Below are 26,809 nucleotides of genomic sequence, written 5' to 3'. Positions count from 1 at the left end.
CTCCCCCAAATCATAGAACCTGGACCAAAAGCAGTCAATATACATGTCATACACATCCACCTCCTTTTATCTGAATTGTGATATTATTGTTTCGATTACAACACATTTGCTCCGATTTCGAACCACGATTGGAATCGTATGAACCGCCCTCCCCTTTTTTCGACTACGCATCAAAAGGAGACATGAGAAATGACAACGGATTCCTTCACGATCAACCAGGAATTTTTCCTAAAAATTCTCGACTCGCTTGGAGTAGGTATCTACATCGCTGACAAACACGGGAAAACACTTTGGGTAAACAGGGTCAGTCAAAAAGGGTTGGGTAAACCGCTGGAGGAATTGATTGGGAAGCATATTGCGGATCTCGAAAAAGAAGGCGTATATTCCCCCTCCGCTATGAACATTGCACTGCGCGAGAAAAAAGAGACAGTTACCACAATCCAGCAAATCAAGGAAAAAAAAGTGTTGGTGACTGCGAATTTGGTTTATAACGAGAAAAATGAAGTCGAATATCTCGTCACACTTGGAATTGATATGATCAACGATGAGATTCGGAATGCCCCTGGCTCCGATTTAAAAGAGATCGAGTCTTTACTTCAGCGCTATATTCATGAGCTCCGTAAAATGAATGCCCTTAACATGTTCACAGGTGAGCATGAGCGGTCCTTCGTCGGTCGAAGTGAGTCATTTACCAAGCTCTCGAATTTGATCAGCAAAATTGCTACAGTCGATACAACTGTCCTCATCACTGGTGAAACGGGGGTCGGAAAAAATATATACGCGCAGCAAATTCATCATGCGAGCGAACGGTACGACAAGCCTTTTGTCCATATCAACTGCGCCGCGATTCCTGCCACACTGATCGAGTCTGAGCTGTTTGGCTATGAAAAAGGGGCTTTTACGGGAGCCAGCGCGAATGGAAAGCCCGGACTTGTGCATCAGGCTGAAAAAGGAACCCTTTTCCTCGATGAAATCAGTGAGCTCCCCCTCGTTCTCCAGTCGAAGCTGCTGCAGCTGCTTCAAAATAAAACGTACATGCCAATCGGCTCCGTTCAAACGAAAAAAGCGGACGTACGAATCATTGCTGCCACCAATTGCAATCTGGAAGAGCTGGTCAAAAGCGGAAAATTCCGCTCCGATTTGTTTTATCGCCTCAATATTTTGCCAGTAAATATCCCGTCGCTGCGTGAGCGAAAGGAAGATATTTTTCCACTGCTCTATTTTAATTTGGAAAAATGCAATCTGCGGCATCAAAAGAATCGCACGATGTCCACCAAGGTGGTCGAGGTGTTGCAAAATTATCAGTGGCCAGGAAACATCAGAGAGCTTGAAAATGTAGTCGAGCAGCTCATCATTTTAGCGGCCGACGATATCATCTCCTTGGCCGATTTACCTAAGCGTATTTTGGAGGCAGACCATCGCGACGATCAGCCTTTCTCAATCCCCTCTGGCAGCTCCTTAACGTCAATCGTGCATGACATGGAGAAAAAGATCATAGAACATGCCTATAAAGAGCACAAAACAACACGAAAAACCGCTGCGGCACTGGGCATTACACACTCCATGCTCATGCGCAAGCTAGCCAAATACGATATTAATAAAGAAACATCCTCGTAAAATCAGTCGAGTCTCGGAATCTAGTTCTCCAGACTCGACATTTATTGATAAAAAGTTCATTTGACCCTCTCAAACTTATAAAGAATTGGTAAACGATACCTACCAAAACTTGACAAAGTTCTTTATTTTGGATACGATTTTTCATATTTCGACATCCATTTACAATTTTCATCAACGAAATGAAAAGGGCAAATCCATCGAAAGGTGGGGACGCAAAACCACGGGTCTAAAGTCTTTGACCATGATAGCCGGGTTGCCATACATCGCAGTACCTATCTTTCAGATGTTGGTAGCTTGGAGTGGTTGTTCCATTTTCTGGAATGACTTTTTTTATTTCCCATAAATTGCATCGTTGGAAAGGAGAATGCCATGCATTTTGCAGCAACTTCCGATTTCCTGGTTCTTTTGAAATGCCGATATAGAAAAAGAGAGAAAAGCAGTAAATAAAAAGTCAACCGTGTCTGCTTTAATACCAAGCAAAGCAAATATGAGAACGACTACTATGATGGAGTGGAAACGAAATGTACAAACAAGTAGATTCAGCCGAGTCTTTAGCATTATTCCATCAGATTAAGAAAGCCGTTTGGGATTCGATGGGCTTCGATATGGAATATGCAAAAGATGGTTCAGATTTGTACCTACTGATTGCGGATGATGGCGAAGCAGGTGGAACGTATGAGTTCACACCTCATTCCAAATCAACTCCGTTTATTCGCGCGTTGTTTGAAGATGTTATAACGGACGAGATGAAAGTGATGGAGCTTGATAGCCTCGCTGTTCTTCCCAAATATCGCGGACTGGGACGAAAGGGCATTTCCCTGATGCTTGATTACGCTGAAAAGCATGGTTATACACATGCAGTCGGTATTGCGGATCCAACCTTCTTCCAGTTAATTAACAATAAATATCATGTCAGGGCGACCCAGGTAAAAGAGAAGATCTTTTACAAAGGGGCAGACACCATACCTACGCTGTTTCACCTCAAAGAAGCTTACGTCAATAAAAATCATCCTGACTATTCGTGGTACACTCCAATGTTTTCACAAATAAAAGTTGAGGTCGTGGGCTAACATGAATATGGATCTATTGAGAAGAAGAAATAATTGGGTCGTTGTCGTTTTTGCCAGTATTATCACTGTCGTACAAATCATTAATATATTTATTGGCGGCGCTCCTATTCCCTTTGTACTGACTGTTCTTGGAATCTTGTACGGCGTTCTGGCACCCTTTACGTACATCTCCAATCGACCGGGTCTAAAAGACAAAATGGCTTCATTTATGAAGTATTTCAATTTTGCTGTCATTGGCACCTTCATATTCGTCGTGTTACAGCTTGATCCCCATATGGTTAACGTTTTGCTAGGGATGTTCTTCGTCGCTGTAATGGGGATTTACCAGGATAAAATCATTAACATTTTAACCATTTTGTCTACCCTCGGAATTGTCTCCTACTATTTCTTTACACAAGGAGATACGATTTTCCATTCTTCTTCGCCAATCGATTTGCTGTACTATCTTCTGACCTTCTGCTATGTTTCCTTGACGAGCATGATGCACGCACTGTTCAATAACAAGCTGCAGAAGGAAAGCGAGCTGCAAAAGCAGGAAGCCATTGAATCAAAAGAATCCTTGCAGCGCGTACTTGACCAGATCAATCAATCACTGAATTCCGTGCAAGAATACCAGGAGAATTTGAACAAGGTTACAGATGGTGTAACGATTCGCGCAGTTGAAACCGTATCTTCCCTCAAAGAAATTATGGAATCATTCGGGGTGCAAACAGGCAATACGAATGAACTACGCAGCGAAATGAATTCGACCAATGTGCGCGTCGAGGATATGACTCGTTCGGTTACCGAAATGCATGAATTCGTAGAATCGACAAAAGAGGCAACACATGAAAGCGGAAAACGGATCGGTAATATCGGCAGTGATTTCGAGCGTTTCATTACCGATATCCAGGGGACAAACCGCTTGATTCAAGAGCTGTATGAAGAAACGGCATCGATTGGAAAAATCATTCAAACCATCTCAGATATTTCTGCACAAACCAATCTGTTGGCACTCAACGCAACCATCGAGGCCTCCCGAGCAGGCGAGCACGGGCGCGGATTTGCAGTCGTTGCAGATGAGGTTCGCAAGCTTGCCGAATCTTCCAAAGTGTCCACCGAGTCTATCTCTACTCTGTTGATGACGATTCGCGAAAAAATGAAGCGTGTATCTGACATGATCTCTGAATCACAAGCTTCCTTCGAGAAAAACAGCGAGGGCATCCATGAAGTACAAGAGATGTTCACCAACGTCGACACCTACATGAGAGACTTCTCTGATAAGACCAGATACTTGCAAGAATTCATCGTAAACGTACACAGCATGATTCAGGAAGTCAGTGCCAAAGTTGAGCTTAATGCAGACATTACCGACAAGAACAAGGATAGTCTTGAAGATGTCCTCGTCCTCGTTTCAGAACAAAAGGATGAAGTCGTGAAAGTTTCGAGCGGCTTTGAAAAGATTGAACATCAGTTGAGAACGCTGCACTAAGCTAGTTGCATGAACCGCCTCTAACACCGGGGCGGTTTTTTTATTTTCTCTATCAAACTATCATTTTCTTTCATAATTGCCTTGAATAGGTAATAGACTAATGCTAGAATCGCTTTGATTGTGACAACGATGATAACTATTTCAACGGATAGAGGACGTGCAGCATGTTGAAAAGAAAAGGGAAAATAGCCGCATTGATCTTGGTGATCTGGTTTCTGGCGCATACGGTTCTGATCACGGTTGACGGCATGTCAGACGAGCTTGCCAAAGTGGACGTCGGTGTTGTTCTCGGAAATAAAGTAGAGATGAACGGGGAACCGTCAGCGCGACTGAAAGGTAGATTGGATAAAGCCATTCAATTATACAAAAAGGGATATTTTCAGCACATCATCGTCAGTGGGGGCGTAGGTGTTGAAGGCTTCGACGAGGCGCAGGTCATGAAAAAGTACCTGATCGAACATGGAATCGAAGAAGAGAAAATCATCGCAGACAGCAATGGCATCAATACGCGGATGACCGCCAAAAATACAAAAGAAATGATGGATCAAATGGACTGGGAGTCCGCAATGGTCATTACGCAGATTTATCACATCAGCAGAACCAAGCTCGCCTTTTGGAAAGAAGGGATCAGTAGTACCGCTTCCGCCCATGCCGAGTTTTTTGAAATAAGAGATATTTTTTCATTGTTTAGAGAGTTTTTTGCCTACTATCGCTATCTTTGGTAAGCACCGAGGATGCACAAACCCTCAACGATAAAAACATCATCATCCAAGGAGATATAGCGGGAAAAATCAGTCATGGTCGGTAATCGAAGGACTCCTCGCAAAAGAACAGTCCCTGAGGAATTCTCTGAAGGGATTATTTGTTATCGGGGAGAGGGTTTCGACTTATAACGAGCATTTTTCAGCTACAGCTCTTATGTTTTGATGTTTGTTATCTGGTCCATACAGATCCATTGACTTTCCTCATCGTTCACTATTTTGATCCGCCTTCTATTCTGGTCAATCCATTTCACTACACCCCATATGGTGCAGATGCTCCCCCATTCTTCTTTTGCAGGCTCCCACCAGGAAACGGCGATTGCGTAGTCCTCCCGAGCTGAATCACGGATTATATAGTGAAAGGAGTCTAATTCGTCTTGTTCAAGGCTTGGCATTGGTACAAGTTTATCGTCTTCCTTCATCTGTAAATACAATTCCCGTTGCTCCGGCAATACAAATCGCATCGAAAATGGGTTTTCTATTCTGCTAGTCATATGCTGTACCCCTTCCTTTCCCATGCTTCCTAAACGACCTTTGTGTCTAGCTCTGATCACTGACCATCAATGAATGCCTTTTTAGCTAGACCTTCGCCTCGATCATGATACCGTGTCTGGTTCGTTCATGATTCATTCCCTTTTGAAAATCAGTCTCCTTCAAACAAGAACGCTTGTTCCTATTATATGCGAACAATTCACGAACATGCAAATAAAAATAGCACCGATCGGTTCGAGGCTGGCTCCTATTTTGGCGAAAAAATGACCCCCGGGGTTATCCCGAGGGTCATCTCCTGATTCTTAATTGGCGGTAGTTATTAATGTCATTACTTGATTCGGTCCTGAATCAACACTGATCAGAATCGTATAGTTTCCTGCGGCAGGCATTGTCTTGTTATCTAATTGAACCATGAACCATTGCTCCTCATCTAAATTAATCCCAGTGAAAGTAATGACATCGCCATCAATTTTGTCTGCTCCAATATTGAGCCATCCTGTACCATTAATTTGGAAATAATCGGTCACGCTTGGAGGAATTACGCCATTAAGATCAATCGTAATCGTTGCATTCGTCAGCTTCTCGTTGGCAATAAGCATTGGTTGGATTGTTTGAACAGACCCAGCTATTAAATGATACGGATATTTATCAACTACGTTATCCCTTAAGGTAAATATTCCACTAGTTTCGCTATTCTCGTCTTATACCTCTCGGCTTATAACGAGCCTACACCGTACAGGCGACTTTCATCGCATACGGCGTTCCGTCAACGAAGTAGAAGGCATCCTTTCATCTCGATTTTTTACAATGGGCTATTCGATCTTATCATTCGACGATAAACAACGAATAAACAAGCAATCGCCTCTTTCGCTTTTGGCACTCCATCTCATGTCCTTACACATTTGCAAGCCCCTGTTTGACATCTTTCATGGGCTCACTTATCCTATAGATACATTTAAATGTATCTATAGGAGAGTAAAAATGGCCAGAAACAAATATCCGGAAATCACACGAAGAAGAATTATGGAATCGGCGTTCAAGCTGTTTACGTTGAAGGGCTGGAATAACGTAACGATTCAGGATATCGTAGATGATGTAGGAGACATTACTCGAGGTGCCTTCTATCATCATTTCAAATCCATCTCGGATATCATTTCGACCATCACCAAAGAGATGTTACTGGAACAGGTTGTGTTCCAAGATATACCGGACTTGGGAAGCTTAAATGCGTTGGATCGCTTACGGCTTGGAATTTCGTTCTCGATTCTGCGAAGTATTAAAAACGGAGACCTTTCCACGGTTTCTCGTAAAATAAATTCAGCTGAATTTATTTATACTCGAATCATCGAAGGCGCTAGAGTGGTTGCACCAGGTATTCAAAAAGTGATTGAAGAAGGCAATCAAGACGGCTCGTTCCAGGTTGCTTATCCCAAGCAAGCTGCAGAAGTCTTTACGATGCTGTTTGACATTTGGATGAATCCAGGCATCTTTCAAGTCAGCCGAGAGGAATATGTTCAGAAGATCGAACATATCACTTTCATGTTTGAAGCAATTGGCATTCCTTTCGTCAATGAACAGCTGAAAGGGGTATTTCTGGAGTTGTTTGATCATGCACAAGAATTGGAGTAGGCGTTACAGCTAAAAAATAGACTACGCGATGTAGTTTATTATTTTATTCAATTACATTCATATGAATGTAAAAAAATTTACTCCCATACATTCAAATGAATGTAAAAGAAATGGAGGCACTTACTATGACCAACCTAGAGATTATTTTTGTCATCCTGTTGTTATTGTCAAGCATTCCGTTGTTTTTCATTCAGCGCGGTTTCACAAAGTTTAATGCGGCCATTCTTTTGGCGGATTATGTGTTTTTATTGGCAACTGTTATTGCAATCGGAGCAAACTGGCGAATGATACCTGCTTATATCGTCATACTTCTTTTGACACTGCAGGTCTTGATCAAATTCGGCAGCACCAATGTATCCAAGCATTGGGGAGCAAAGCTTGCGAAAGGAGCTGGCTTGGTTGTGGCAGTAGTTGCCATGATTGCAGTGCCGACGCTGTTCCCCCTTTTCTCATTTCCAAAGCCTACGGGAGAGTATGCGGTGGGAACTCAAGCCTTTCATCTAGTTGATCCAACTCGTAAAGAGCTTGTTGTTCCCAACAGTCGGGTTAACCGTGAATTAATGGTTCAGGTTTATTATCCCGCGGAAAAGGGGACCGGCACCCCTGCCCCATATCACGAAAACATCGATGCCTTTACAAAACAATTCTCTGCTACCCAGGAATTTCCTTATATCGCAACCACTCATTTGGGATTGATCAAAACGCATTCGTATACAAACGCGGTTCCGTTGCAAACATCAGCAAAATTCCCGCTTCTTTTATTTGCACATGGAATGAGCCTGTATAGCCAGCAAAACACCTTCCAGCTAGAGGAGCTGGCGAGTCACGGTTATGTCATCGTTGCGATTAACTTTACGGGAAGCGCAGCAATAACGGTTTTTCCGGATGGAGATCAGGTTGATTTTACGCCTATTGAGAACACCATCACTTTTTTAAACAACCTGATTTTGCTTTGGGAGCAGGATGCTTCGTTCGTTCTCGATGAAGTCATCCGAGCTGATTTCGATGATAAATTCAAGCCCATTGCCAAGCTAATCGACTATGATCATATTGGCATGTTAGGTCACTCCTTTGGCGGTGCCACTTCCGCTCAAATGTTGGTGAAGGATGATCGGATTAAAGCAGCAATCGATATGGATGGCGGATTGTATGGTGCACCTATGCCGAAGGACGGTCCCGGAAAGCCGTTTATGCTGATGAATGCCGAAGCCTCCATCCGATTCATGAAGGAGGCTTATAGCCAGGAGCCTGGCAATAGGGATGAATTGTTTGTGGAAAGCTATTTGAGAAATAAAACTATTGAAAAAACAGGCGTATATACAGCCGTTATTCCCAAAACGAATCATGGCAGTTTTACCGACTTGGCAGCCGTTTCTCCTCTGATCAATGAAGCAGGAGCGGATGTAGATGCGATTTATCGATTGATTAACGACATGGCGCTTGGCTTCTTTGATAAGAATTTAAAGGGAATCAACATAAATAAAATGGATCAAATTCAGAAAAATAATCCCGAAATCCACTTAACCAGATATTAAGGAACCGCTTCAGCTGCTCCCCTCAACGCTTGAACGAAAAAACCCTCAGGATTTCTCCTGAGGGTCATCGTGACAGTTAGTCTACATAAATTCGATAAACAGCGTCCATCGTATTGCTTCCGTTCACGTATACGATCAATAGATCGTCTTGATTTACTGTATCTGTATCGTTTTTATCCATGTATCCTGCGGTTTTAATTTTGTAAGAGTGTACCGAGCCTTCCAAGGATTCCACAGCGCCACGTAATTCACTTACAAGCATTGTACCTTCCGTATTCACTGTGAAGAATATGTTGTGCACATTTGTAACTACTGATTCAGATCCAGCCTTTACCTTAATTGCATAGGCTGGTGACGCTTCTTCTACCTTGTAGGTCGTTCCATTCGTTAACCCTGTGATTTCTGTACCGGCTATTCTTGTTCTTGAAGAAGCCTCAGAAGTCAGGGTACCATTTGCTTTCGTATACATAACGGTTGCCGTTCCTTCAGGATCCACTGTTACCTTGTAGACCTTATCAGTTGTCAGTCCCGTGATCTTTGAATTTTCTGCAGTTCCTAGGGAATCAGCATCTAAAATGACTACGCTTTTCTCGTCTTATACCTCTCGGCTTATAACGAGCCTACACCGTACAGGCGACTTTCATCGCATACGGCGTTCCGTCAACGAAGTAGAAGGCATCCTTTCATCTCGATTTTTTACAATGGGCAAAACGATTGTAGCATTCGACAATAAACAACGAATAAACAAGCCGTTATAAAAAGTAGTCCGCTGACTCGGCACATTGTCAGGCAACTAAACAGCATTTGTACCTATGACCTCTAACACCCCAAATCGATAACTTGAAATATACCAGTATTTAACATAAAGTGTAAAAAGATAAAAAATTTCTTCAACTCGATTGGGGGAACTGCGGTGAAGTATTTGCTTTCCATTCTTTCGCTCCTTTTCTTAATGGGTTGCACCGATAGCAGCGATATACCCAAAGAACAATCAGATTTAAAAGACTATCTTGAAAATAGAGGGTACCAAGTCATTTCTTATGAAGGATTAGCAGAAACGTACGAACTGACAAAAGAAAAAATTACGGAGTTGCCTTACATCATGTATTGGGGTTTGCAATCTGTTGAGCCTGCACTGTATTTTGGTAAGACAATCAACGTCGAAAAGTTTCTCGTAAAAAATCATCCCTTAAGCAAAGGGGAAGTTGATGTTTACGTCTATGAAGTAGATGGACAACCAATAGGAGGAACTTCTTTTCCGCATGGAGAGAGATTATATGGTGGTTTTTGGTCTTTGGATGGTGAAACGATTGAGGAGCTTCAAGCTAAGTCTTTTCAAGATTGGCGAACAGACTGGATCAATAAATATAGTAAAAATGGACTCGTTCAGCCGAATTGACTGGCATGGGAATCGATCTGAATCAATATGTTACGAAGAAGCCCGCCCAAGCATCCTGCCAGGCGGGTTTTGTGCTGATGTCTCCCCTCTATTCATCATGATGTCCACCCATTTACTTTGCCTGCCAAACCCTTTTTTTACACTATCCTTTTGGGTATTACCTATCATAATAGTGCGTACTATATTTTTATTTTTGCTCAAATTATACTAACTTTACTTTGAAGTGAAGGAGAGAGAAAAAATGAATACTGTCAAAAGCTACAATCACGATCTTTGGGATCACGGCATCAGCCAGGGTTACTGCGTAAACGGAACCATCTACATTTCGGGACAATTTTCCCACGATACAGAGGGTGCATTCGTTGGCGAAGATGATATCGAGGCACAGACCCGACAGACACTGGAAAATCTTGATCGCGTGCTCGCGGGATTTGATGTTACAAGATCGAACCTGGCTTATGTAGAGATCTATCTAACAAACCCACAAGCCCATTTCGAACCGGTTCTCCGGCAGTTCAAGGAATACGTGGGAGACCATCGGCCAGCCGGCAGTCTCATTGGCGTAACATATCTTGCTTCCCCTGAGCAGCTGATTGAAATAAGTGCTGTGGCACATACACACTAACCCATTCGTAGACATAAACGAATAGTCAAGAAGAAAACCCATCTCTAATGAAAACAGAGGCGGGTCTTCTATTTCTTGAATGTACGCCTACGTATTAGTGAAAACACGCATGAAAGAATTTCGAGCAATATTCAATCTCACCCAGGCAGAGCTTGCGCAAAAGGTCGGAGCAAGAAGAGAAACGATCAGTTTTTTGGAAAAAGGAGAGTACAATCCGTCTCTCAAACTAGCCGTCAAAATCGCTCAGCAATTCCAGGTCAGTGTAGAAGACGTTCATTAACAAAAAGAGCAGCAAGCTCGTAAGCTCGCTGCTCTTTGCTTTTCTACACCTGCACTTCCTTCTTCCCGAAGAACGTCCTCAGCGCCTTGTAAACCTCGCCTTTTTCCCGAATCACACAATGCATGAATTTGGGTTCCTTGATATGCCGGTACGCTGACATCAGAGTCGAATGTCTATTATACTGATTAACCTCGCCATACCCGAACATATTGCACCGGTCCATGAGCTCCTTCACCAGCTTGACGCAGCGCTCATTGTCAGAGGTGAGGTTGTCGCCATCTGAGAAGTGGAACGGGTAAATATTGTACTGGGAAGTCGGGTAGCGGCTATCGATGATCTCCAACGCTTTTTTGTAGGCAGAGGAGCAGATGGTTCCTCCGCTTTCGCCTTTGGAGAAAAAGGTATCCTCTGTGACTTCCTTGGCGTCGGTATGGTGGGCGATAAAGACGATCTCCACTTTTTCATACTTGGTGCGCAAGAAACGAACCATCCAGAAAAAGAAGCTGCGGGCAATGTACTTCTCAAACACACCCATGGACCCTGAGGTATCCATCATGGCGATGATGACCGCATTGGAGTGCGGCTTGATGATTTCCTCCCACGTTTTAAAGCGAAGGTCCTCATCTGTGATGCCGAGCTCCAGATCGCTGTAGCCTGCCAGCGCATTGCGCCTGATCGCCGCGATCAAGGTCCGCTTTTTGTCGATATTGCCCATCAAGCCTTTTTTCCGTACATCGTTGAAGCGCGTCTCTTCAATGACGATTTGATCTTCGTCTTTTCGTTGCAGATTCGGCAGCTCTAGCTCAGCGAATAGCATCTCCTGCAATTCTTCTACACTGATCTCTGCCTCATAGTAATCCACACCAGGCTGGTCACCCGCTCCTTGCCCTTTTCCCGGACCTTGAGCCTGATCTCCGTCCTTGGCTACTACGTCTCCAACCTTGCTGTTTCCCTTCCCTTGACCGCCATGCTTCCCTTTTTGGAAGTTAAAACGCAACCGGTACTCATCCAGGGAGCGAATAGGGATCTTGATTACTTCCCGACCGTTCGACATGATGATATTTTCTTCGCTGACGAGATCGGGCAAATTTTTCTTGATCGCTTCTTTCACTTTTTCCTGGTGTCGATTTTGGTCCTGGTACCCTTTGCGGTGCAGCGACCAGTCTTCCCGGGAGACAATGAACGATGAAGAATCTTCCATGCCGTCTCCTCCTAGTAACTGGCGCAATCTGCGCCGATTATGAAATGCTCGATCAGCCACTTACCCTAGCCATGTAGGTTATCGGTTCAACAGACTGCCGACGTAACGGAGCAGCTCATTGGCGCATACCGGGCAGTAATGATGCTCTTCCATGAGGCGCTTTGTCACTTCATTGATCTTTTTAAGCTGATGCTCATCTGGCGTTTTGTTCGAAGTCGTGATTTTTACAACATCCTTCAGATCAGCAAACAGCTTTTTCTCGATGGCTTCGCGCAGTCGGTCGTGTGTGCTGTAGTCAAAACGCTTGCCTTTACGCGCATAGGCAGAGATTCGAATGAGGATTTCTTCGCGGAAAGCCCGTTTGGCATTTTCCGAGATGCCGATTTGCTCCTCGATGGAACGCATCAGGCGCTCATCTGGGTCCATCTCCTCGCCTGTTACAGGATCCCGAAGCTTATTCATATTGCAGTAAGCTTCGACATTATCCAAATAGTTATCCATGAGCGTTTTCGCAGACTCTTCGTAGCTGTAGACAAACGCTTTTTGTACTTCTTTTTTCGCCAGCTCATCGTATTCCTTGCGTGCACTGGAAATGAAGTTCATGTACCGCTCACGCTGTTCTTTTGTAATCGATGGATGCTGGTCGAAGCCTTCCTTCAGTGCCCGCAAAATATCCAAGGCATTGATGCACTCGGTGTCGCGTCTGATCAGTGCGCTCGAAATCCGATTGATGACATAACGTGGGTCGATCCCTGCCATTCCTTCGTCAGCATGCTCATTTCGCAGCTCTTCCAGATCAGCTCCCTTGAAGCCTTCGACGGATTCACCATCATACAGGCGCATTTTCTTCAGCAAATCCGCACCCTGCTTTTTCGAATCCTTCAATCTGGTCAAAATCGAGAAAATGGCTGCTGAACGCAGGGCATGTGGAGCGATATGCACATGGCCCAGGTCAGATTGCTTAATCAGCTTCGAATAAATTTTTTCTTCATCACTGACGCGCAAATTATACGGCATTGGCATGACGATGATCCGGGATTGGAGGGCCTCGTTTTTCTTATTTGCAATAAAAGCTTTGTACTCCGATTCGTTCGTATGGGCAACAATCAGCTCATCAGCTGAAATAAGTGCAAAACGTCCAGCCTTAAAGTTACCTTCCTGAGTCAGAGACAGCAAATGCCAGAGGAATTTCTCGTCGCATTTGAGCATTTCCTGGAACTCCATCAGACCACGGTTCGCTTTGTTCAGTTCGCCATCAAAGCGATAAGCGCGCGGATCGGATTCGGAGCCATACTTGGTAATCGTAGAAAAGTCGATGCTTCCTGTCAGATCGGCGATATCCTGTGATTTCGGATCAGAAGGGCTAAATGTACCAATCCCCACGCGATTTGCCTCCGAAAAGAGAATCCGGCAAACAGGGAAATCCTCAATCCGCCCGCCGTACTCGTTTTCCAAACGCATCCGGTTGTACGGAGTCAGCTCCCCTTCGATCTTGATTCCCAGCTCTTCTTCAACTTCTGCTCGCAGCTCATGCGGAACCAGATGCAATGGCTCCTCCTGCATCGGACAACCTTCCAATGCATAGATGGCGCCATCCTCTGTACGGGAATACTCCTCCAAACCACGCTTGAGCATGGTCACCAACGTCGATTTTCCTCCGCTGACAGGCCCCATCAGGAGCAAAATCCGCTTGCGAACATCCAACCGTCGTGCTGAGGAGTGGAAATATTCCTCAACCAGGCGCTCTACGGAACGATCAAGACCGAAGATTTCCCTGCTAAAGAATTGATACGAGCGGGTACCATCCTCGTTTTCTTCTACACCAGCGCCTTTGATCATGTTGTAGACGCGTGAATGAGCAGTCTGTGCAATTTGTGGATTTTTTCGAACCAGTTGCAAATATTCGGCAAACGTCCCTCTCCACATCAGGTTTTCTTCTCGGGCCCGGTGCTCAGCGATCCGTTTTAAAATGTCCATGTTCGACACTCCTCCCTCATAAAGCCCCTCTCTCTTCCCCAACGACAATGTACTCTCATGTATATGTCCGCCTGCGGTCACGCATTCGCGCGTAAACCCGTTTACTTCGGTTGCCAACAGGCTCGTTAAGCCTTTACATATGTGTATGCGAGACATCCGCACAAGTTTCAGCAATCTTCCCACAAAAATGATGGGGAAATTGTAGCAGCTTTCTCTCACCACACATGAATTACAGAAATGTAAGGTTCATTCTTTGTTTCGTAAGCTAAATCGATGGTTTACATATCCCTGACAGGTATAAACTACATACATGAGAAACAACCTCGGATGCTTCAATCATTGACTAGAAAACAACTGGAGGAATCATACTATGTCAAACCACTCAGATCGGATTCAAATGATAAAAGGACTGTATCTTACCGGAATCGCTTCCGTCATCATTTTGTCTGTATTTATTTACCAATGGATAACCGGGATGCAGCTGGATACTGGTGAAATACTGAGCGTTCCGATCGCCCTCGGTGCCTTTCTGAGCTTGGTGAAAAAATACCGTAAATTGTCATTGACTTGACGTTTGCAAGGCCTGTAATCCGTTTGCAAAGTGGGCAGGCTACGCTATAATGGGAGTAGTTTGTTTCGAAAGGAGCTGTCCAACATGGGTACGTTCATCGTAGGATTTGTCTTCGCAGCTTTTCTGTTGTTCATTCTTACAGCTGGCTACAACGAGGACAAAACCTGGAATCTGTAAGGACATGCTAGAGCTAGTTGCTTTTTGATAATAAGCACTTCTCTCAGCAAAAAAGCAGGCTGCCTGTGATGGGCAACCTGCTTTTTTCGTACGCTCACGCTTATTTTTTGTCTTGTTTCTTTTTATCCTGCTTCTTTTGCGCTTTCTTTTCAGCCTGCTTGGCAGCTTTTTTGCTTTGAATTTCTTCCTTTAGCTGCTTTGCCGATTTATCCGCAGGATCCATCCCCCAATTTGCTGCCTTTTCCGCACGCTTTGCAGACTGCTCCGCTTGCTTTGCTGTTCTTGCCTCTTTTTTGGCGGTCTTTTCTTCCTTCTTCGCCGCTTGATGAGCCGCTTTAGCTTCCCGAATCGCTGTCTTTACTTCCTTGTTCGTTTTCCCAGTGGTTTCAATTCCCCACTTCGCTGCTTTTTCGCTGCGCTTGGTTTCTGCTTTTGCACGTTGCTCTACTTTGGCCGCATGGACAGCTTCCTTCAACTGCTCAAGCGTTTGTCCGGTTTGCATAATTCCCAGCTTGGCTGCTCTGTTTTGCCATTTCTCCAGCTGGTGCGCTGTCTTCTCTTCCTTCGTTTGCTTGACGGCTACTGCCTGATTTCCTTCTGCACTCACGACCGAAATCACACCGAACAACAGTCCAATCACTACTAATGATGAAACAATTTTCTTCACGAAGCGCTCCTCCTTTGCAGTAAAAACGACATACGATACACAGACTAGCCTACCTGACAGGTTTGGGAAAAGTATGTGAAAACCAGGTGTCAGTAAAAAAAGCAGGCCACTTAGCCTGCAAATACACCGCTCTTTTCCGTAATCGCTTTGTGCAGCTCTTCTATCGTACCGCGTTGATCTACCTGGTACTGTGGTTCACCGCGATCCTCCATCCAGTTCGTAACCAGGAAGGTTTTCATGCCCAGCTTGGACGCGACCATATCTTCTTGCATGTGATTCCCTACCATGACACAATCAGTCGGTTCGACTCCAAGCTTTTGGCAAATCTCTGCGAAGTAACCAGGATTCGGCTTGGTAAAATGCGATTCTTCATAAACCGTCACCAGCTCAAATTCATTTGCACTCATTCCAATCCAAGCCAACCGGTGGTGAATCGCTTCACGTGGAAATACCGGATTCGTCGCAACTGCTACACGAAAGCCCTGCTGTTTGGCAGCCTCCACGATTTGCTTTGCCCATGGTGATGGATAGGTTAGGTGGGAGAGTGTCGGAAATACATCCCGATAAAAGGAATCAAACAGCGGCCAAACTTCCTCGCGAGGCCAATCGCTGTGTGCTTTGAAGTACTCGATAAAGACCTGCTCATTGGTTTTGTCAGGCTCATCGCTCATGATCATGGCCTTCGTCGCATCCCAGATGAGGGAAAGCAGCTTTTGCGTATCATACTGATCACCCACGTGGCGTCCAACTTCTACCAAGTAGCTTTTCACAAAGGGTTCTGTCTGCATCTCCAATAAGGTACCGTCCAGGTCAAACAGGATGGTGTTCACGGTCATTTACGTTCTCTCCCTTTTTTGCGAGTTACCCTATGATCATTGCCGTCAGGCATCCTCTATGATCCTGCTTACTTCAATCCTGGAAAGCCGAGCTGCCGCAAGCCTTCGAACAGGACGATTGCCGCACAGTTAGACAAATTCACAGAGCGAGTGGCACCGCTCATCGGTATGCGAATCGTCTGCTCTCGATACTTGTCCGTTAGTTCTTCCGGCAAGCCCGTCGTCTCTTTGCCCAAAATGATGTAGTCCCCATCTTTAAAGGAGACTTCTGAATAGAGGGTTTCCCCCCATGTTTCCACGAAGTAAAATGTCCCTGCGTTTTCTCCCTGGGCCATCACAAAATGATCGAAGCTCTCATGATGATGGACATTTACAGCGTGCCAGTAGTCTAGCCCTGCTCGCTTCAGATAACGGTCATCAGTAGAAAAGCCTAACGGATGAATCAAATGCAGATGAGCCCCCGTAGCAGCACAGGAACGCGCAATATTCCCTGTGTTGGCTGGAATTAAAGGCTCGTGCAAAACAATATGTAACGGCATAACGTCAAATCTCCTTGTGTACCGAACTTAAACGTATGATCTCCCTATTTATTATACATAAACAAACATAGCGCTGACCACCGCTTCTGGTGTAACAAAAACAGCCGCTGCTGCATCTAACCAAAAACATGAAAGGAGCGCTGATTGACATGCGCTTGTTTTGGTCTCGTTTTTGCAACCATGTATTGTGTCTATTACTGCTCGCTGCAACTGCAAGGTGGCTCTGGCCCGATTTTGGCGCTTTTCCTCCAATGGAGACGTGGAGCATGATACTTGGATACCTGTCGCTTGTCTTGATCGGTGCAACACTTGTCATCGGTCCGATCAAATCTTGGCTCCCTGCTTCCTGGCAGCCAGTCTCCCTATCGCTTCGGCGGGATATTGGCATCTGGGCTGGACTGACTGGCTTTTTGCATGTACTGCTGGTGCTTGTCCTGTTTCAAGGAACACCGCGACTCATGATCCTGAACGACACAAATGCTCCAAAAGCAGGTGGCTGGCTGAAGCTGTTTTTTGTCTCTGATCACAATGGGAATACTCCGCTGATTCCAAACTGGTCAATGACAGGAATAGCGAATTACATGGGACTTACAGCTTTTTGCATTCTCCTTGCGCTTTGGCTCACCTCTTCGCGCCGTGCAGAAAAATGGTTAGGCGGCTCTAGCTGGAAACGACTGCATCTCGCCAATTTCGCCCTGTTTCTATTGGTTCTTTTTCATGCCCTCATTTATATCCACTCGATCAAAGGCGAGCCCCACAGCGCAGCAGACTTTCTCTGGCTGGCTGCAGTCGTCCTACTCATACGTCTGGTCGGTTTTATCACAACCGCAGTCAAGAGAAAACGCGGATAGACTACATCCCTCTAATATGAAAAAACGCATAGCGCATGTTGGGCGTATACGCAGTAGAATCTTCATACGCCCAGTATCGCATGCTGCTGTCGGTTGTATGGGCATTTACCAAAGGCATCTGATTTGCGTCCTTGGCGACCACAATTGTATTATGCTGAAAACGACCATCTCCATCGAAATCATAGCAAATGATATCGCCGGGGATCAGTTCAGACGCAGAGCTTTTCGGTACGGCACGCATAGGTGCCCCACCTGATTTGAACAGCAAATACAAGCTGTGCGCAACCGTCCAGCTGTAGCTCCAGTCCCCACCTTTTCCGGTTCGCATCCACCATCCTTTGACTTTCTCTTTGGAGAAAAGCATCGGAATCCCCCCAGCATGCAAGCATTGGGAAATAAAGTTGGTACAATCATCAGTAAAGCGAGGATAAGCAGAATTGGTTGTATTCCAGTACTGCTGAGCATACGCCACCGCTTTTTCAGGATTATATCCACCCGCGCCATGCACGACCAATAGAGGCTGCGTGATGGCATCCTCAATAGCGGTAGCAAGCAACAGCGGCTCCTCCTGCTCATGACTGAAATCCTCTTTCAAATCTCCCTCCGACTCCCTTGTTGCGATGATCATCCATTGCTCGCTTTCCTTGCTTAGACGCAGCTGGAGCAGACGCTGGCTCGCTTCTACATATTCATGCTGAATCAGCCCGTAATGCCGCCTTCCGTACCAGGATAGCGTAACCTCTATTGCGGAATCCGTCTCCATCCAGTACATAGGAGCAACTCGTCCTGTAACCGATCGCAGCATGGCTCCCCGCCCCATCGCTTGCCTGTGCTCACGGTTTAACCGCTCCCACTCCCTTGCGTATACCTGCCTATCGTCTATAAAAAAAGGGAGCAATCGTTGATATTCCCCATCCATCCACGATTGATGCACAGCATCGAAATAGCTTCGAACAAATACGCGCCAGCTCATTTTCTGTCCCTCCTGCCTGCTTGACTTCAACCCGCTTCTCCGCTGAATCCACTCAAAGTCCCTACACGAAGAAGAATATGTCAATCGCCATTCATTCAGAAGAAAAAGAAAAGCCATCCGTGCTAACGGACAGCTGAATTAGAAGAGAGCTGCATAGACACCTGTGCATCCTCCAATGTTAACAAATGCTCTTTAATGGATAATCCGCCACCATAGCCGACCATAGCCCCATTGGAGCCGATCACTCGATGACAAGGGATAATGATTGGAATCGGATTGCGATTGTTTGCCCCACCGATTGCACGAACAGCCTTGGATGCACCAATCGCTAGAGCAATATCCTTATAGGAACGCGTCTCCCCGTAAGGAATATTCTTCAACTCGTTCCACACTGTCTTTTGAAAAGGCGTTCCGTACAGGACAATGGGAAGATCGAACTTCTGGCGTTCACCTGCAAAATATTCGTTGATTTGCATTTTTGCCGTTTCATTTATGGCATCATCCCGCTCTGGAGAGATGCCGAGAAACGTCTTTTTGCACCAGCGATGCAGTGTTTCCAGGCCATACTCTTCGTCGGCAAACTCGATGTAGCATAGGCCCTCTTCAGTAGAGGCCAGCACCAATGGACCAATCGGTGATTCCATCGTAGTATATCCCAGTTCTTTTGCCATCTAACGCTCCTCCCAACCCGTAATCCTGTATTCACTTCAAAACGACTTTTCCTCTATCATCAGCTGTCCACCTTACCCCGCAGATAGCTAGTGAATCTGTTACGTGATAAAGTCCATGCCCTTTTCAATCTCAAGCAATACTTCCGGGGAGTCTTCTTTTTCCCGTGACTGCTCCAATGCTGCCTTCGCATCCTCTCCGCCAATCTTCCCCAATGCCCATGCAGCCGTACCACGAATAACAGGCCGAGGGTCGTTGGTTAACAGACGGATTAGATGAGGGACAGCCGACTTGTCCTTAAAGTGAGCGAGTGCCAAAATAGCATTTCGCTGAATAGGCTTCTTCCCGCGCCAGGATGAAGAGGACAGTCCGAATTTCTGTTTAAATTCCTTGTTGCTCATCTCTAACAGCGGAATTAATAGTGGCTTGGCCGTCTCCGGGTCAGGCTGAAACTCAGGATGATGATTCGTATGGATCCGACGATTTTTCGGACAAACAGTTTGACAGGTGTCACAGCCGTAAAGCCTGTTTCCGATTTTTCCTCTGAATTCATCTGGGATGAAATCCTTTACCTGAGTCAAAAAGGCAATACAGCGCTGTGCATTCAACTGTCCCCCTTGTACGAGAGCACCTGTCGGACATGCATCCACACAAATATTACAGTCGCCGCAGCCTTCTTCAATAGGCTGGTCACTAGGCAACGGCAAGGTGGTCACTAGCTCTCCTAGATAGACCCAGGAACCAAATTCGGGCGTGATAATGGCACAATTTTTTCCGGTAAAGCCAACTCCCGCCCGCTCCGCCACTGCACGGTCCGAAAGTGCTCCTGTATCAACCATCGATTCGATTAGGGCACCCGGCTCCAGCTCCTTAATGAACTGAGCCAGTTTATCCAGCTTTTCGCGCAGAACGTGGTGATAATCCGTTCCCCACGCCGCACGGCACAGGATGCCCCGATAAGCGCCAGGCTCGGACTTCAACGGGTTCTCCAGCTTGGATGGATAGGCCAGCGCGATGGAAATGAGGGAACGAGCTCCCTCCACAAGCAAGCCTGGATCTGTCCGCTTGTCCAAATCCGGTTCTTCAAAACCAGACTCATAGCCCTGTTCTCTATGCTCGATGAGTCGTTCTTTGAGGGTTGTAAAAGGATCGGCACTGGCGAAGCCAATTTTGTCGATACCTATTTCCATGGCATAGTCAATGATGGACTGCTTGGTCTGCTCCCAGTACTGCTGGTCATTCACAGCTGTTTGATCGCTCCTGTCGCCAACTCATCACAGCGATTGTTCCACTTGTTGTCGGCATGTCCTTTTACTTTTACATACTCCACCTGGTGAATGTCCATCAAGCGAAGCAGCTCCTTCCAAAGGTCCTGGTTTTCTACTGGCTGTCCCTTGCTGTTCTTCCAGCCGTTTTTCAGCCAGCCCTTGAACCAGCCCTGCTTAAAGCAATTGACCAAATAGGCACTATCGCTGTACAAAGTAACCTTGCAGGCTTCTTTTAGCGAAGTGAGCGCCGAGATTGCCGCTTGCAGCTCCATCCTGTTATTCGTTGTATTTGGTTCGGCACCGGACATTTCCTTGATATGCTGGCCGTACATCATGACGGCCCCCCAACCACCTGGTCCAGGATTGCCGGAACATGCTCCATCTGTATAAATCTGCACTTCACGCATTGTCATCTTTCAAGGATACCTCCTCTGTTCTCTTCTATTGTAACGAAGCTTAGTCGCTTCCACAAAAATATTTTGTTATACTACCAAAAATAGGGTAACAAACCTGTTTCGAAGCCGTTCTTTCAAGGACTATCCATATTTTATCAGACGGCTCTCATAGACGCTAACATGTAAAGGCGTTCGCACTTTTAGTTCCTTATTCGTTTACAAAGGAGTGATCTTGATGAAAGTACAGCTAGACCCAGCAGTTTCCGATCGTCTTCCGCGTCTCTCCCTTGGCGTCCTTCAATACAGTGGTGCTTCCGTCAGCGACTCTCCCAAGATGCTGCAAGGCCGAATCAATTATTTCGTAGAAAGCATGCGCCTAGAGCATGATCTCTCGCGTCTTGCTGACATCGAAGGAATTCGGGAATGGCGTGCTGCCTTTAAACAAGTTGGAACGGATCCTTCCAGATACCGTCCATCCTCAGAGGCTCTGCTACGGAGGCTCCTTCAGGGAAATCCGTTTTTCTGGATCAACACCGCAGTAGACGTTAATAATTTCTTCTCCGTCCTGCACGCACTTCCCTTTGGGATTTACGATCAAAATCATTTGGTAGGCGATGTTATTTGCCGCATTGGGCTCGCTGATGACCGTTACGAGGGTTTAAACGAGCGTGAGGTACATATGGAAGGGAAGCTGTTGCTGGCTGACGAAACAGGCGCTTTTGGCAGCCCTATCGTGGATTCCAAGCGCACCTGTGTAACGGATCAAAGCCGTGATCTTTTACAGGTGATCTTTTTTCACGAAGCGGTTGAAGCCCATAAAAAGGATGAGATCCTCGGATCAGTCGCACGCATGTTCACCGAAATTAACGGCGGCGAGGTCACAAATACTTCCATCGTTTTCCCTTAAGAGAAAGAAAGACGACCGCTTATGCAGCATGGCCGTCTTTCTTTTTTGTTTCGTCATCTTGTTTGCGGAAAATCACATGCTCCAGCAGCAAGCATACAAGGACACCAAGCAGCAAGCCGTTCCCAAACAGGAAGCTGGCGAGTGGTGGCAGATGCTGCCATGCTGCCGCAGGAACGAACATCACTCCGATCCCGATCAGCAGAGAGCCTCCTCCAACCGTAATGGTCCGTTCGTCCATTTTTACGGTCACATAATCCTTCAGTCCAAAGCCAAGTAGCTGTGTATACGAGATGAACATCGCTGCATACGCGACTGGCGTAGGCAATGCCGCCAGAAAATGGGCCACCAGTGGAAACAGGCCAATCAGCATCATCCCGATCATTGCAAGCATAAAAGGCAGTCGTGACGCCATCCGTGTCGTCTGAATGACCGCGGCAGCCAGTGAGAGGGGGATCATTCCAACAACCCCGCTCAAGCCGGACAGAAGGTGAGACACGCCCGTAAAAATACCACCCCGATTATACTGCTTTTCGGTTGGTACGGTTTCTGTCGCTTTTCCCATGACCACCGTGCTCGTAACGAGATTCGTGAGCAGAACAAAGCCCGTTAGCATGCTCGTCAGCACAACGCCCCAATCCCAACGCGGTGCACCCCAGAAAAACAAGGAAGGCCAAGTAATCAGATGTTCAGCGGGGCGAACTGGTTCCGTCCAGCCAAATATCGCATACAACACCCAGCCACCGACCATTCCAAACAGAACAGCAAAGCTCGAAAAACGTTTGGTTCGCATAATCAAAATCACAAGGGCAACAATTCCAATTGATACGAGTGCTACGCCAGGCTGAACTTCTTTGGAATGCTGAAACCCGATCCCCAGCATTCCTGTCAAAATGTTACTGCATAAAGAGATTGCCAGCAGAATCATGTATGTGCCGGATACTAATGGTGTAAACCACCTTTGAAGCTTGCCAATCCACCCCATCATCCCGAACAAAAGGAATAATACGCCCGCCATCGCCATCCCAACTTGAAAGGATTGCCCGATCTCACGAGGATGAAGTCCTGCACTACTGCCTAGCTGTGCCAGAATGATAAAAATTCCCCACCACAGTCCAGCCGGTCCCTCTAGCATCGGGTAACGGTGTCCAATCCATACTTGTAGAAAGGATGCCAACCCAATGAAGAACATCGTCTGCTGCATCAGATTGCCGATCTCATCCACCTGCAAGCCGTATATATCCCCGATCATCAAAGGGACGGCGACACTGCTGGAGACCGCTACAATCATCCATTGCAGAGCCGCCAAAATGCTCGTGCCAGCTGGAGGCCTGTCATACAATCCGTACTTCAAATGAATCCACCTCGTTTTCTTACCGATAATCGCAGCCTACGTATTCACTTCGCCTGAAATACCAGTAATGTTCTACTGCTGCTCGTCATATCTATCCTTTTTGCTAAAAAATCCAGGCTACTCGGTTTCAATCGCTGACCAATCGCCTGCTTGTAAAGATCCATGTGCCATGCATGGTCGCTTTTAAAATAGCTGAGCCGTTTTCACCATATACGTGAGAGATGCGTGGAACAAAAGTCTTCAGTTAAGAATATCATCATCTGGTTTTCAGGCAAACATGCAAGAGGGCAAGAAACTCTCTGCGAGAATTTCTCACCCTCTTATGATTTGGCTGTGCGCCCTACTCGGTGCTCATATTTTTCATGATGGTTTTTACCCCGAGCTCAATTCCGAGCGGCCCTCCAGCCGCAATGGAGCTGTCTAGTGCGTACATATGGCCACTCTTTATGGCATGAAGCGAATTCCATGCAGAATCGCTTTCTAATTTTTTCAGGTAGCCTTGCAAATTTTGGGAGGACCCTCCGATATCAGCAACAAACATATAGTCAGGATTCATCGCTGCGAGACCTTCCATGGAGATCTGCTCCCCTTTTGTCGACATATCAACATACTTGCTTGGTGGATTCAGGGCGAGACCGCTTTCCTTGTTGAATACAAATTGTGTGGTAAAGCCCCAGAATTGCTTGTCTCCCAGCATTATGACGCCAAAGGTTTTGTTGCTAAATTTCTTCAATTGCTCTTTGGAATCGGCAATCAATGCTTCAATCCGTGTAATTTCATCTTCTGCCTTTTGCTCTTTTCCGAAGATTTTTCCGTATCCTCGCAGTGCACCCTGCCAGTTGTTTTCATTGCTGCCCACGGTAATAACCGGAGCGATTTTCTCCAGCTTATCGCCGTAGCTCTCATATCGTCCCGAGACCATAATGATCAGATCCGGATCGATTTCCAGTAATTTTTCTAAATTTGGGCTCGTCATTGACCCAATATCTCCAATCTCCTTGTCCTTGTATGGAGCAAGCGATTCCCATTCTGCAAGAACATTCAAGTCTGTCGCTGCTACAGGAAATTCATTTAGTAAAAACATATGCTCAAAATTACGGAAAAATAGGAGAGCGACCTTCTCAGGCTTCTTTTTCAATACGATCTCGCGTCCCAGAGCATCTACATATGTTCTCGGCCATTTTCCTGCATCTGAATCGACTTTTTCAGGTGTGCTTTTCCCTGTTGCAGGGACTGTACTGCTTGATGTGGTACTATTAGTAGGTGCTGGAGCTGTAGCGCAACCAGCCAAAAGTGCGAGCGAGACGAACAGCCTCATGATTGTTTTCATTCTGACTCCTCCATGTGGATTTTGCTTGACTGACTAAACTACGGTCAGTTTAGCAAAACGTATTTTAGATAGGAATGGAGCCATCCTGAAATCCATATGGATTATTCCTGAATTTCCCTCGGAATTCGACTGGGGAGACACCTACCTGTTTTTTAAAAATACGGCTGAAATACAAAGCATCTGCATATCCTACGCTATTCGCTACCTCACAGATCGGCGCGTCACCTGCCAGCAGACATTCCTTTGCCCGGTTGAGACGGTAAGCCATCAAATACTTTCCTGGCCCCATACCCGTGTATTTTTTAAAGACATAGAACAGCCTGTTTTCATTTATCTCATTTTGTTCTGCCAAAGCTCGCACACTAAGACCATCCATATAGTGCTCATGTATGTATTTCGATACTTGCTCGAATAATATTTGCTCACCATCGCTGCTCTGATTGCGGACACAAACAAATAATTCCTCCAGTACACAGCGAAATAGCGTTTCTGTCTAAAAAGCCGAAATTCCGCCCGGCTCACCCGAAGAACGCCACAAAAGCTCAAGCAGCTCTGTCAGGCGAGGACTTTGTCCCGGAGTGAGCTGAAAATGTGCTTTGGAAGGACAATAGCCTGGAGGTTCTGGTCCACACGGTATAGAACCAGCAGATATTCCCACCTGCTGTTCCCCACGACCTTCCTATTTAATGGCATATTGGCACCGCCGTGCAGCACATTTCCTTGAGCAAGCGTATAGGATGTTCCGCTGAAATCAAATTCTGCCTTGCCCCTTAGTGGAAAAACAAAACCTGGAAAAGGCTCCGTATAGTCGTCACAGCTCTTTCCCGGGTCACGCATATAGCGACATACTTGTTCCACCTGAAAAGAGATTCTTGCAAGATGCTCTGCGAGCTTATTGATGTCTATGTTCATTTCATTCACCCCCGTAACTCATGATAGCTTGATTGATAATGATAATCAATACCGATCACATTCACCTGAACCACTTTGCTAAACAGGTCTAAGCAACTCTTACTTCTCCTGTAACCTATCCGTTTTTTAAATTGAACAATTTTATCTCTTGCGAAACTACTACTTTTCGTTTATTGTAATAGATAATGATAATCATTTTCAATTAACTGTTTTGCTAGAAGAAATAAAAAAACCCTAAGGAGCGATATCCTTAGAGCTTGGTTTCTTATATGGTGCCGGTGAAGGGACTTGAACCCCCACGGTTTCCCTCACGATTTTGAGTCGCGCGCGTCTGCCATTCCGCCACACCGGCAAATATAATTGGAGGAGGCACCCGGATTTGAACCGGGGGTAAGGGTTTTGCAGACCCGTGCCTTACCACTTGGCTATGCCTCCGTAAAACAATTACTACAGGTGAATCAATGGAGCGGACGAAGGGTCTCGAACCCTCGACCTTCGCCTTGGCAAGGCGACGCTCTACCAATTGAGCTACGTCCGCATCTATATGGCTGGGGTACTAGGATTTGAACCTAGGAATGACGGAGTCAAAGTCCGTTGCCTTACCGCTTGGCTATACCCCAATAAGTAATCCCCAACTATAAATTTCATGGGGCGATCGATGGGACTTGAACCCACGAGTGCCGGAGCCACAATCCGGTGCGTTAACCCCTTCGCCACGACCGCCATGTTACGTTACATTGCTTTTTAAATAATGGCAGGGGCAGTAGGAATCGAACCCACACCAAAGGTTTTGGAGACCTTCGTTCTACCTTTAAACTATGCCCCTATAAAAGTGGCTCGGGACGGAATCGAACCGCCGACACGAGGATTTTCAGTCCTCTGCTCTACCGACTGAGCTACCGAGCCATATGTAATGAATACATGCCATTCTTAATAGATAAGAAATGGCGGAGCTGACGGGACTCGAACCCGCGACCTCCGGTGTGACAGACCGGCGTGAACTCCAACTTCACCACAGCTCCATATTTGGTTGCGGGAGCAGGATTTGAACCTGCGACCTTCGGGTTATGAGCCCGACGAGCTACCGAGCTGCTCCATCCCGCGACGTTATTATCAACTTATTAGTAATAAGTGGTGGAGGCTGACGGGATCGAACCGCCGACCCTCTGCTTGTAAGGCAGATGCTCTCCCAGCTGAGCTAAGCCTCCATTATTCCCTAAATTTGGCTGTTCCCAAACCGTTGTGGGGCCCCCGAAAAGTACTCGGTGTTGCTACAAAGCTTCACTTCACTTTTTGGGGTAAAGTA

At 46.0% G+C, this 26,809-nt stretch carries 26 protein-coding genes, 10 tRNA genes, 1 pseudogene and 1 riboswitch; of the genes and pseudogenes, 12 read left to right on the top strand and 25 right to left on the bottom strand.

The annotated features are described in order from the left end of the window. The first annotated feature begins 189 nt into the window (after window positions 1-189). From ADS79_RS03710 to ADS79_RS03695, 4 genes are all read left to right on the top strand, one after another. Window positions 190-1,617, top strand: coding sequence for a sigma-54 interaction domain-containing protein (locus ADS79_RS03710; RefSeq protein ID WP_049737083.1), 1,428 nt, complete (start codon window positions 190-192; stop codon window positions 1,615-1,617). A gap of 177 nt (window positions 1,618-1,794) precedes the next feature. After that, window positions 1,795-1,878: riboswitch (cyclic di-GMP riboswitch) on the top strand. Between the two features lie 260 nt (window positions 1,879-2,138). Next, complete coding sequence (locus ADS79_RS03705; RefSeq protein ID WP_049737082.1) at window positions 2,139-2,687, top strand: GNAT family N-acetyltransferase; 549 nt, start codon at window positions 2,139-2,141, stop codon at window positions 2,685-2,687. Window position 2,688: 1 nt separating this feature from the next. Then, a complete protein-coding gene (locus ADS79_RS03700; RefSeq protein WP_049737081.1) occupies window positions 2,689-4,158 on the top strand; it encodes a methyl-accepting chemotaxis protein in 1,470 nt (489 codons plus the stop codon). Window positions 4,159-4,322: 164 nt separating this feature from the next. Further along, entirely contained in the window at window positions 4,323-4,883 is a 561-nt protein-coding gene (locus ADS79_RS03695; RefSeq protein WP_049737080.1) for a YdcF family protein, read from the top strand. 191 nt (window positions 4,884-5,074) lie between these two features. On the opposite strand, the gene ADS79_RS03690 is transcribed toward ADS79_RS03695, so the two are convergent. Beyond that, window positions 5,075-5,413 carry a YolD-like family protein gene (locus ADS79_RS03690; RefSeq protein WP_049737079.1) on the bottom strand — a complete coding sequence of 113 codons (339 nt, stop codon included), beginning with the start codon at window positions 5,411-5,413 and terminating at the stop codon, window positions 5,075-5,077. 300 nt (window positions 5,414-5,713) lie between these two features. Beyond that, entirely contained in the window at window positions 5,714-6,010 is a 297-nt protein-coding gene (locus ADS79_RS03685) for a hypothetical protein (protein ID WP_049737078.1), read from the bottom strand. A 382-nt stretch (window positions 6,011-6,392) separates the two neighbouring features. Between ADS79_RS03685 and ADS79_RS03680 the strand changes: the two genes are divergently transcribed. After that, the gene (locus ADS79_RS03680) at window positions 6,393-7,040 is read left to right on the top strand and encodes a TetR/AcrR family transcriptional regulator (protein ID WP_049737077.1); all 648 of its coding nucleotides are present in this window, start codon (window positions 6,393-6,395) and stop codon (window positions 7,038-7,040) included. A gap of 125 nt (window positions 7,041-7,165) precedes the next feature. Beyond that, the gene (locus ADS79_RS03675) at window positions 7,166-8,575 is read left to right on the top strand and encodes an alpha/beta hydrolase family protein (RefSeq protein ID WP_049737076.1); all 1,410 of its coding nucleotides are present in this window, start codon (window positions 7,166-7,168) and stop codon (window positions 8,573-8,575) included. A gap of 76 nt (window positions 8,576-8,651) precedes the next feature. Here the strand turns inward: ADS79_RS03675 and ADS79_RS03670 are convergent, their stop codons facing one another. Continuing rightward, window positions 8,652-9,044 carry a hypothetical protein gene (locus ADS79_RS03670; protein WP_141260914.1) on the bottom strand — a complete coding sequence of 131 codons (393 nt, stop codon included), beginning with the start codon at window positions 9,042-9,044 and terminating at the stop codon, window positions 8,652-8,654. Window positions 9,045-9,488: 444 nt separating this feature from the next. Here ADS79_RS03670 and ADS79_RS03665 point away from each other — a divergent pair, with 444 nt between their 5' ends. The 3 genes from ADS79_RS03665 to ADS79_RS03655 all read left to right on the top strand — a co-directional run bounded on the left by ADS79_RS03665 (window position 9,489) and on the right by ADS79_RS03655 (window position 10,879). Further along, entirely contained in the window at window positions 9,489-9,974 is a 486-nt protein-coding gene (locus ADS79_RS03665) for a hypothetical protein (protein WP_174769602.1), read from the top strand. Window positions 9,975-10,215: 241 nt separating this feature from the next. After that, entirely contained in the window at window positions 10,216-10,599 is a 384-nt protein-coding gene (locus ADS79_RS03660) for a RidA family protein (protein ID WP_049737074.1), read from the top strand. Between the two features lie 109 nt (window positions 10,600-10,708). Next, on the top strand, window positions 10,709-10,879 hold the full coding sequence (locus ADS79_RS03655; protein ID WP_201783397.1) for a helix-turn-helix transcriptional regulator: 171 nt from the start codon (window positions 10,709-10,711) through the stop codon (window positions 10,877-10,879). A 43-nt stretch (window positions 10,880-10,922) separates the two neighbouring features. Here ADS79_RS03655 and yhbH read toward each other — a convergent pair whose 3' ends face one another. Together yhbH and ADS79_RS03645 are read right to left on the bottom strand one after the other, a co-directional pair. Continuing rightward, a complete protein-coding gene (yhbH, locus tag ADS79_RS03650) occupies window positions 10,923-12,080 on the bottom strand; it encodes a sporulation protein YhbH (RefSeq protein ID WP_049737073.1) in 1,158 nt (385 codons plus the stop codon). A 78-nt stretch (window positions 12,081-12,158) separates the two neighbouring features. Further along, complete coding sequence (locus tag ADS79_RS03645) at window positions 12,159-14,057, bottom strand: PrkA family serine protein kinase (RefSeq protein ID WP_049737072.1); 1,899 nt, start codon at window positions 14,055-14,057, stop codon at window positions 12,159-12,161. 370 nt (window positions 14,058-14,427) lie between these two features. Here ADS79_RS03645 and ADS79_RS03640 point away from each other — a divergent pair, with 370 nt between their 5' ends. Next, a complete protein-coding gene (locus ADS79_RS03640; protein ID WP_049737071.1) occupies window positions 14,428-14,628 on the top strand; it encodes a hypothetical protein in 201 nt (66 codons plus the stop codon). A gap of 277 nt (window positions 14,629-14,905) precedes the next feature. On the opposite strand, the gene ADS79_RS03635 is transcribed toward ADS79_RS03640, so the two are convergent. The 3 genes from ADS79_RS03635 to trmL all read right to left on the bottom strand — a co-directional run bounded on the left by ADS79_RS03635 (window position 14,906) and on the right by trmL (window position 16,847). Next, window positions 14,906-15,472 carry a hypothetical protein gene (locus ADS79_RS03635; RefSeq protein WP_049737070.1) on the bottom strand — a complete coding sequence of 189 codons (567 nt, stop codon included), beginning with the start codon at window positions 15,470-15,472 and terminating at the stop codon, window positions 14,906-14,908. Window positions 15,473-15,582: 110 nt separating this feature from the next. After that, a complete protein-coding gene (locus ADS79_RS03630) occupies window positions 15,583-16,308 on the bottom strand; it encodes an HAD family hydrolase (RefSeq protein WP_049737069.1) in 726 nt (241 codons plus the stop codon). Between the two features lie 68 nt (window positions 16,309-16,376). Then, window positions 16,377-16,847 (bottom strand): tRNA (uridine(34)/cytosine(34)/5-carboxymethylaminomethyluridine(34)-2'-O)-methyltransferase TrmL, encoded by a 471-nt coding sequence (gene trmL, locus ADS79_RS03625; RefSeq protein WP_049737068.1) that lies wholly within the window; start codon window positions 16,845-16,847, stop codon window positions 16,377-16,379. A 149-nt stretch (window positions 16,848-16,996) separates the two neighbouring features. On the opposite strand from trmL, the gene ADS79_RS03620 reads away from it, so the two are divergent. Further along, window positions 16,997-17,698, top strand: a complete 702-nt coding sequence (locus tag ADS79_RS03620; RefSeq protein WP_049737067.1) for a ferric reductase-like transmembrane domain-containing protein — start codon at window positions 16,997-16,999, stop codon at window positions 17,696-17,698. 1 nt (window position 17,699) lies between these two features. Here ADS79_RS03620 and ADS79_RS03615 read toward each other — a convergent pair whose 3' ends face one another. From ADS79_RS03615 to rnhA, 4 genes are all read right to left on the bottom strand, one after another. After that, window positions 17,700-18,671, bottom strand: coding sequence for an amidase domain-containing protein (locus ADS79_RS03615; protein WP_049737066.1), 972 nt, complete (start codon window positions 18,669-18,671; stop codon window positions 17,700-17,702). 122 nt (window positions 18,672-18,793) lie between these two features. Beyond that, a complete protein-coding gene (locus tag ADS79_RS03610; protein ID WP_049737065.1) occupies window positions 18,794-19,342 on the bottom strand; it encodes a methylated-DNA--[protein]-cysteine S-methyltransferase in 549 nt (182 codons plus the stop codon). 99 nt (window positions 19,343-19,441) lie between these two features. Continuing rightward, window positions 19,442-20,584 (bottom strand): tRNA epoxyqueuosine(34) reductase QueG, encoded by a 1,143-nt coding sequence (gene queG / locus ADS79_RS03605; RefSeq protein WP_049737064.1) that lies wholly within the window; start codon window positions 20,582-20,584, stop codon window positions 19,442-19,444. Continuing rightward, window positions 20,581-21,015 carry a ribonuclease HI gene (gene rnhA, locus ADS79_RS03600; RefSeq protein WP_174769606.1) on the bottom strand — a complete coding sequence of 145 codons (435 nt, stop codon included), beginning with the start codon at window positions 21,013-21,015 and terminating at the stop codon, window positions 20,581-20,583. The genes queG and rnhA overlap by 4 nt, the downstream gene beginning before the upstream one ends. Window positions 21,016-21,238: 223 nt before the next feature. On the opposite strand from rnhA, the gene ADS79_RS03595 reads away from it, so the two are divergent. Further along, window positions 21,239-21,910, top strand: a complete 672-nt coding sequence (locus ADS79_RS03595; RefSeq protein ID WP_049737062.1) for a B3/B4 domain-containing protein — start codon at window positions 21,239-21,241, stop codon at window positions 21,908-21,910. Between the two features lie 19 nt (window positions 21,911-21,929). On the opposite strand, the gene ADS79_RS03590 is transcribed toward ADS79_RS03595, so the two are convergent. The 13 genes and pseudogenes from ADS79_RS03590 to ADS79_RS03530 all read right to left on the bottom strand — a co-directional run bounded on the left by ADS79_RS03590 (window position 21,930) and on the right by ADS79_RS03530 (window position 26,711). Continuing rightward, window positions 21,930-23,261: a purine/pyrimidine permease gene (locus ADS79_RS03590; RefSeq protein WP_049737061.1), complete on the bottom strand. Its 1,332-nt coding sequence runs from the start codon at window positions 23,259-23,261 to the stop codon at window positions 21,930-21,932. A gap of 340 nt (window positions 23,262-23,601) precedes the next feature. Then, window positions 23,602-24,591: an ABC transporter substrate-binding protein gene (locus ADS79_RS03585; RefSeq protein WP_049737060.1), complete on the bottom strand. Its 990-nt coding sequence runs from the start codon at window positions 24,589-24,591 to the stop codon at window positions 23,602-23,604. Between the two features lie 64 nt (window positions 24,592-24,655). Beyond that, a pseudogene (locus ADS79_RS03580) lies at window positions 24,656-25,503 on the bottom strand (AraC family transcriptional regulator). A 270-nt stretch (window positions 25,504-25,773) separates the two neighbouring features. Then, window positions 25,774-25,855 (bottom strand) — tRNA-Leu (locus ADS79_RS03575). A gap of 9 nt (window positions 25,856-25,864) precedes the next feature. Then, window positions 25,865-25,938: transfer RNA gene (locus ADS79_RS03570), tRNA-Cys, on the bottom strand. Between the two features lie 27 nt (window positions 25,939-25,965). Then, window positions 25,966-26,041: transfer RNA gene (locus tag ADS79_RS03565), tRNA-Gly, on the bottom strand. A gap of 7 nt (window positions 26,042-26,048) precedes the next feature. Beyond that, window positions 26,049-26,123: transfer RNA gene (locus ADS79_RS03560), tRNA-Gln, on the bottom strand. 27 nt (window positions 26,124-26,150) lie between these two features. Next, window positions 26,151-26,226: transfer RNA gene (locus ADS79_RS03555), tRNA-His, on the bottom strand. Window positions 26,227-26,255: 29 nt separating this feature from the next. Continuing rightward, window positions 26,256-26,329 (bottom strand) — tRNA-Trp (locus ADS79_RS03550). A 7-nt stretch (window positions 26,330-26,336) separates the two neighbouring features. Further along, window positions 26,337-26,409 (bottom strand) — tRNA-Phe (locus ADS79_RS03545). Window positions 26,410-26,448: 39 nt separating this feature from the next. After that, window positions 26,449-26,525, bottom strand: a tRNA-Asp gene (locus ADS79_RS03540). Between the two features lie 5 nt (window positions 26,526-26,530). Beyond that, window positions 26,531-26,607, bottom strand: a tRNA-Met gene (locus ADS79_RS03535). Window positions 26,608-26,635: 28 nt separating this feature from the next. Beyond that, window positions 26,636-26,711, bottom strand: a tRNA-Val gene (locus ADS79_RS03530). Window positions 26,712-26,809 lie beyond the last annotated feature (98 nt).

This window comes from Brevibacillus reuszeri (assembly GCF_001187725.1).
GTDB lineage: Bacteria > Bacillota > Bacilli > Brevibacillales > Brevibacillaceae > Brevibacillus > Brevibacillus reuszeri.
This window is presented reverse-complemented; position numbering and strand designations above follow the sequence as displayed.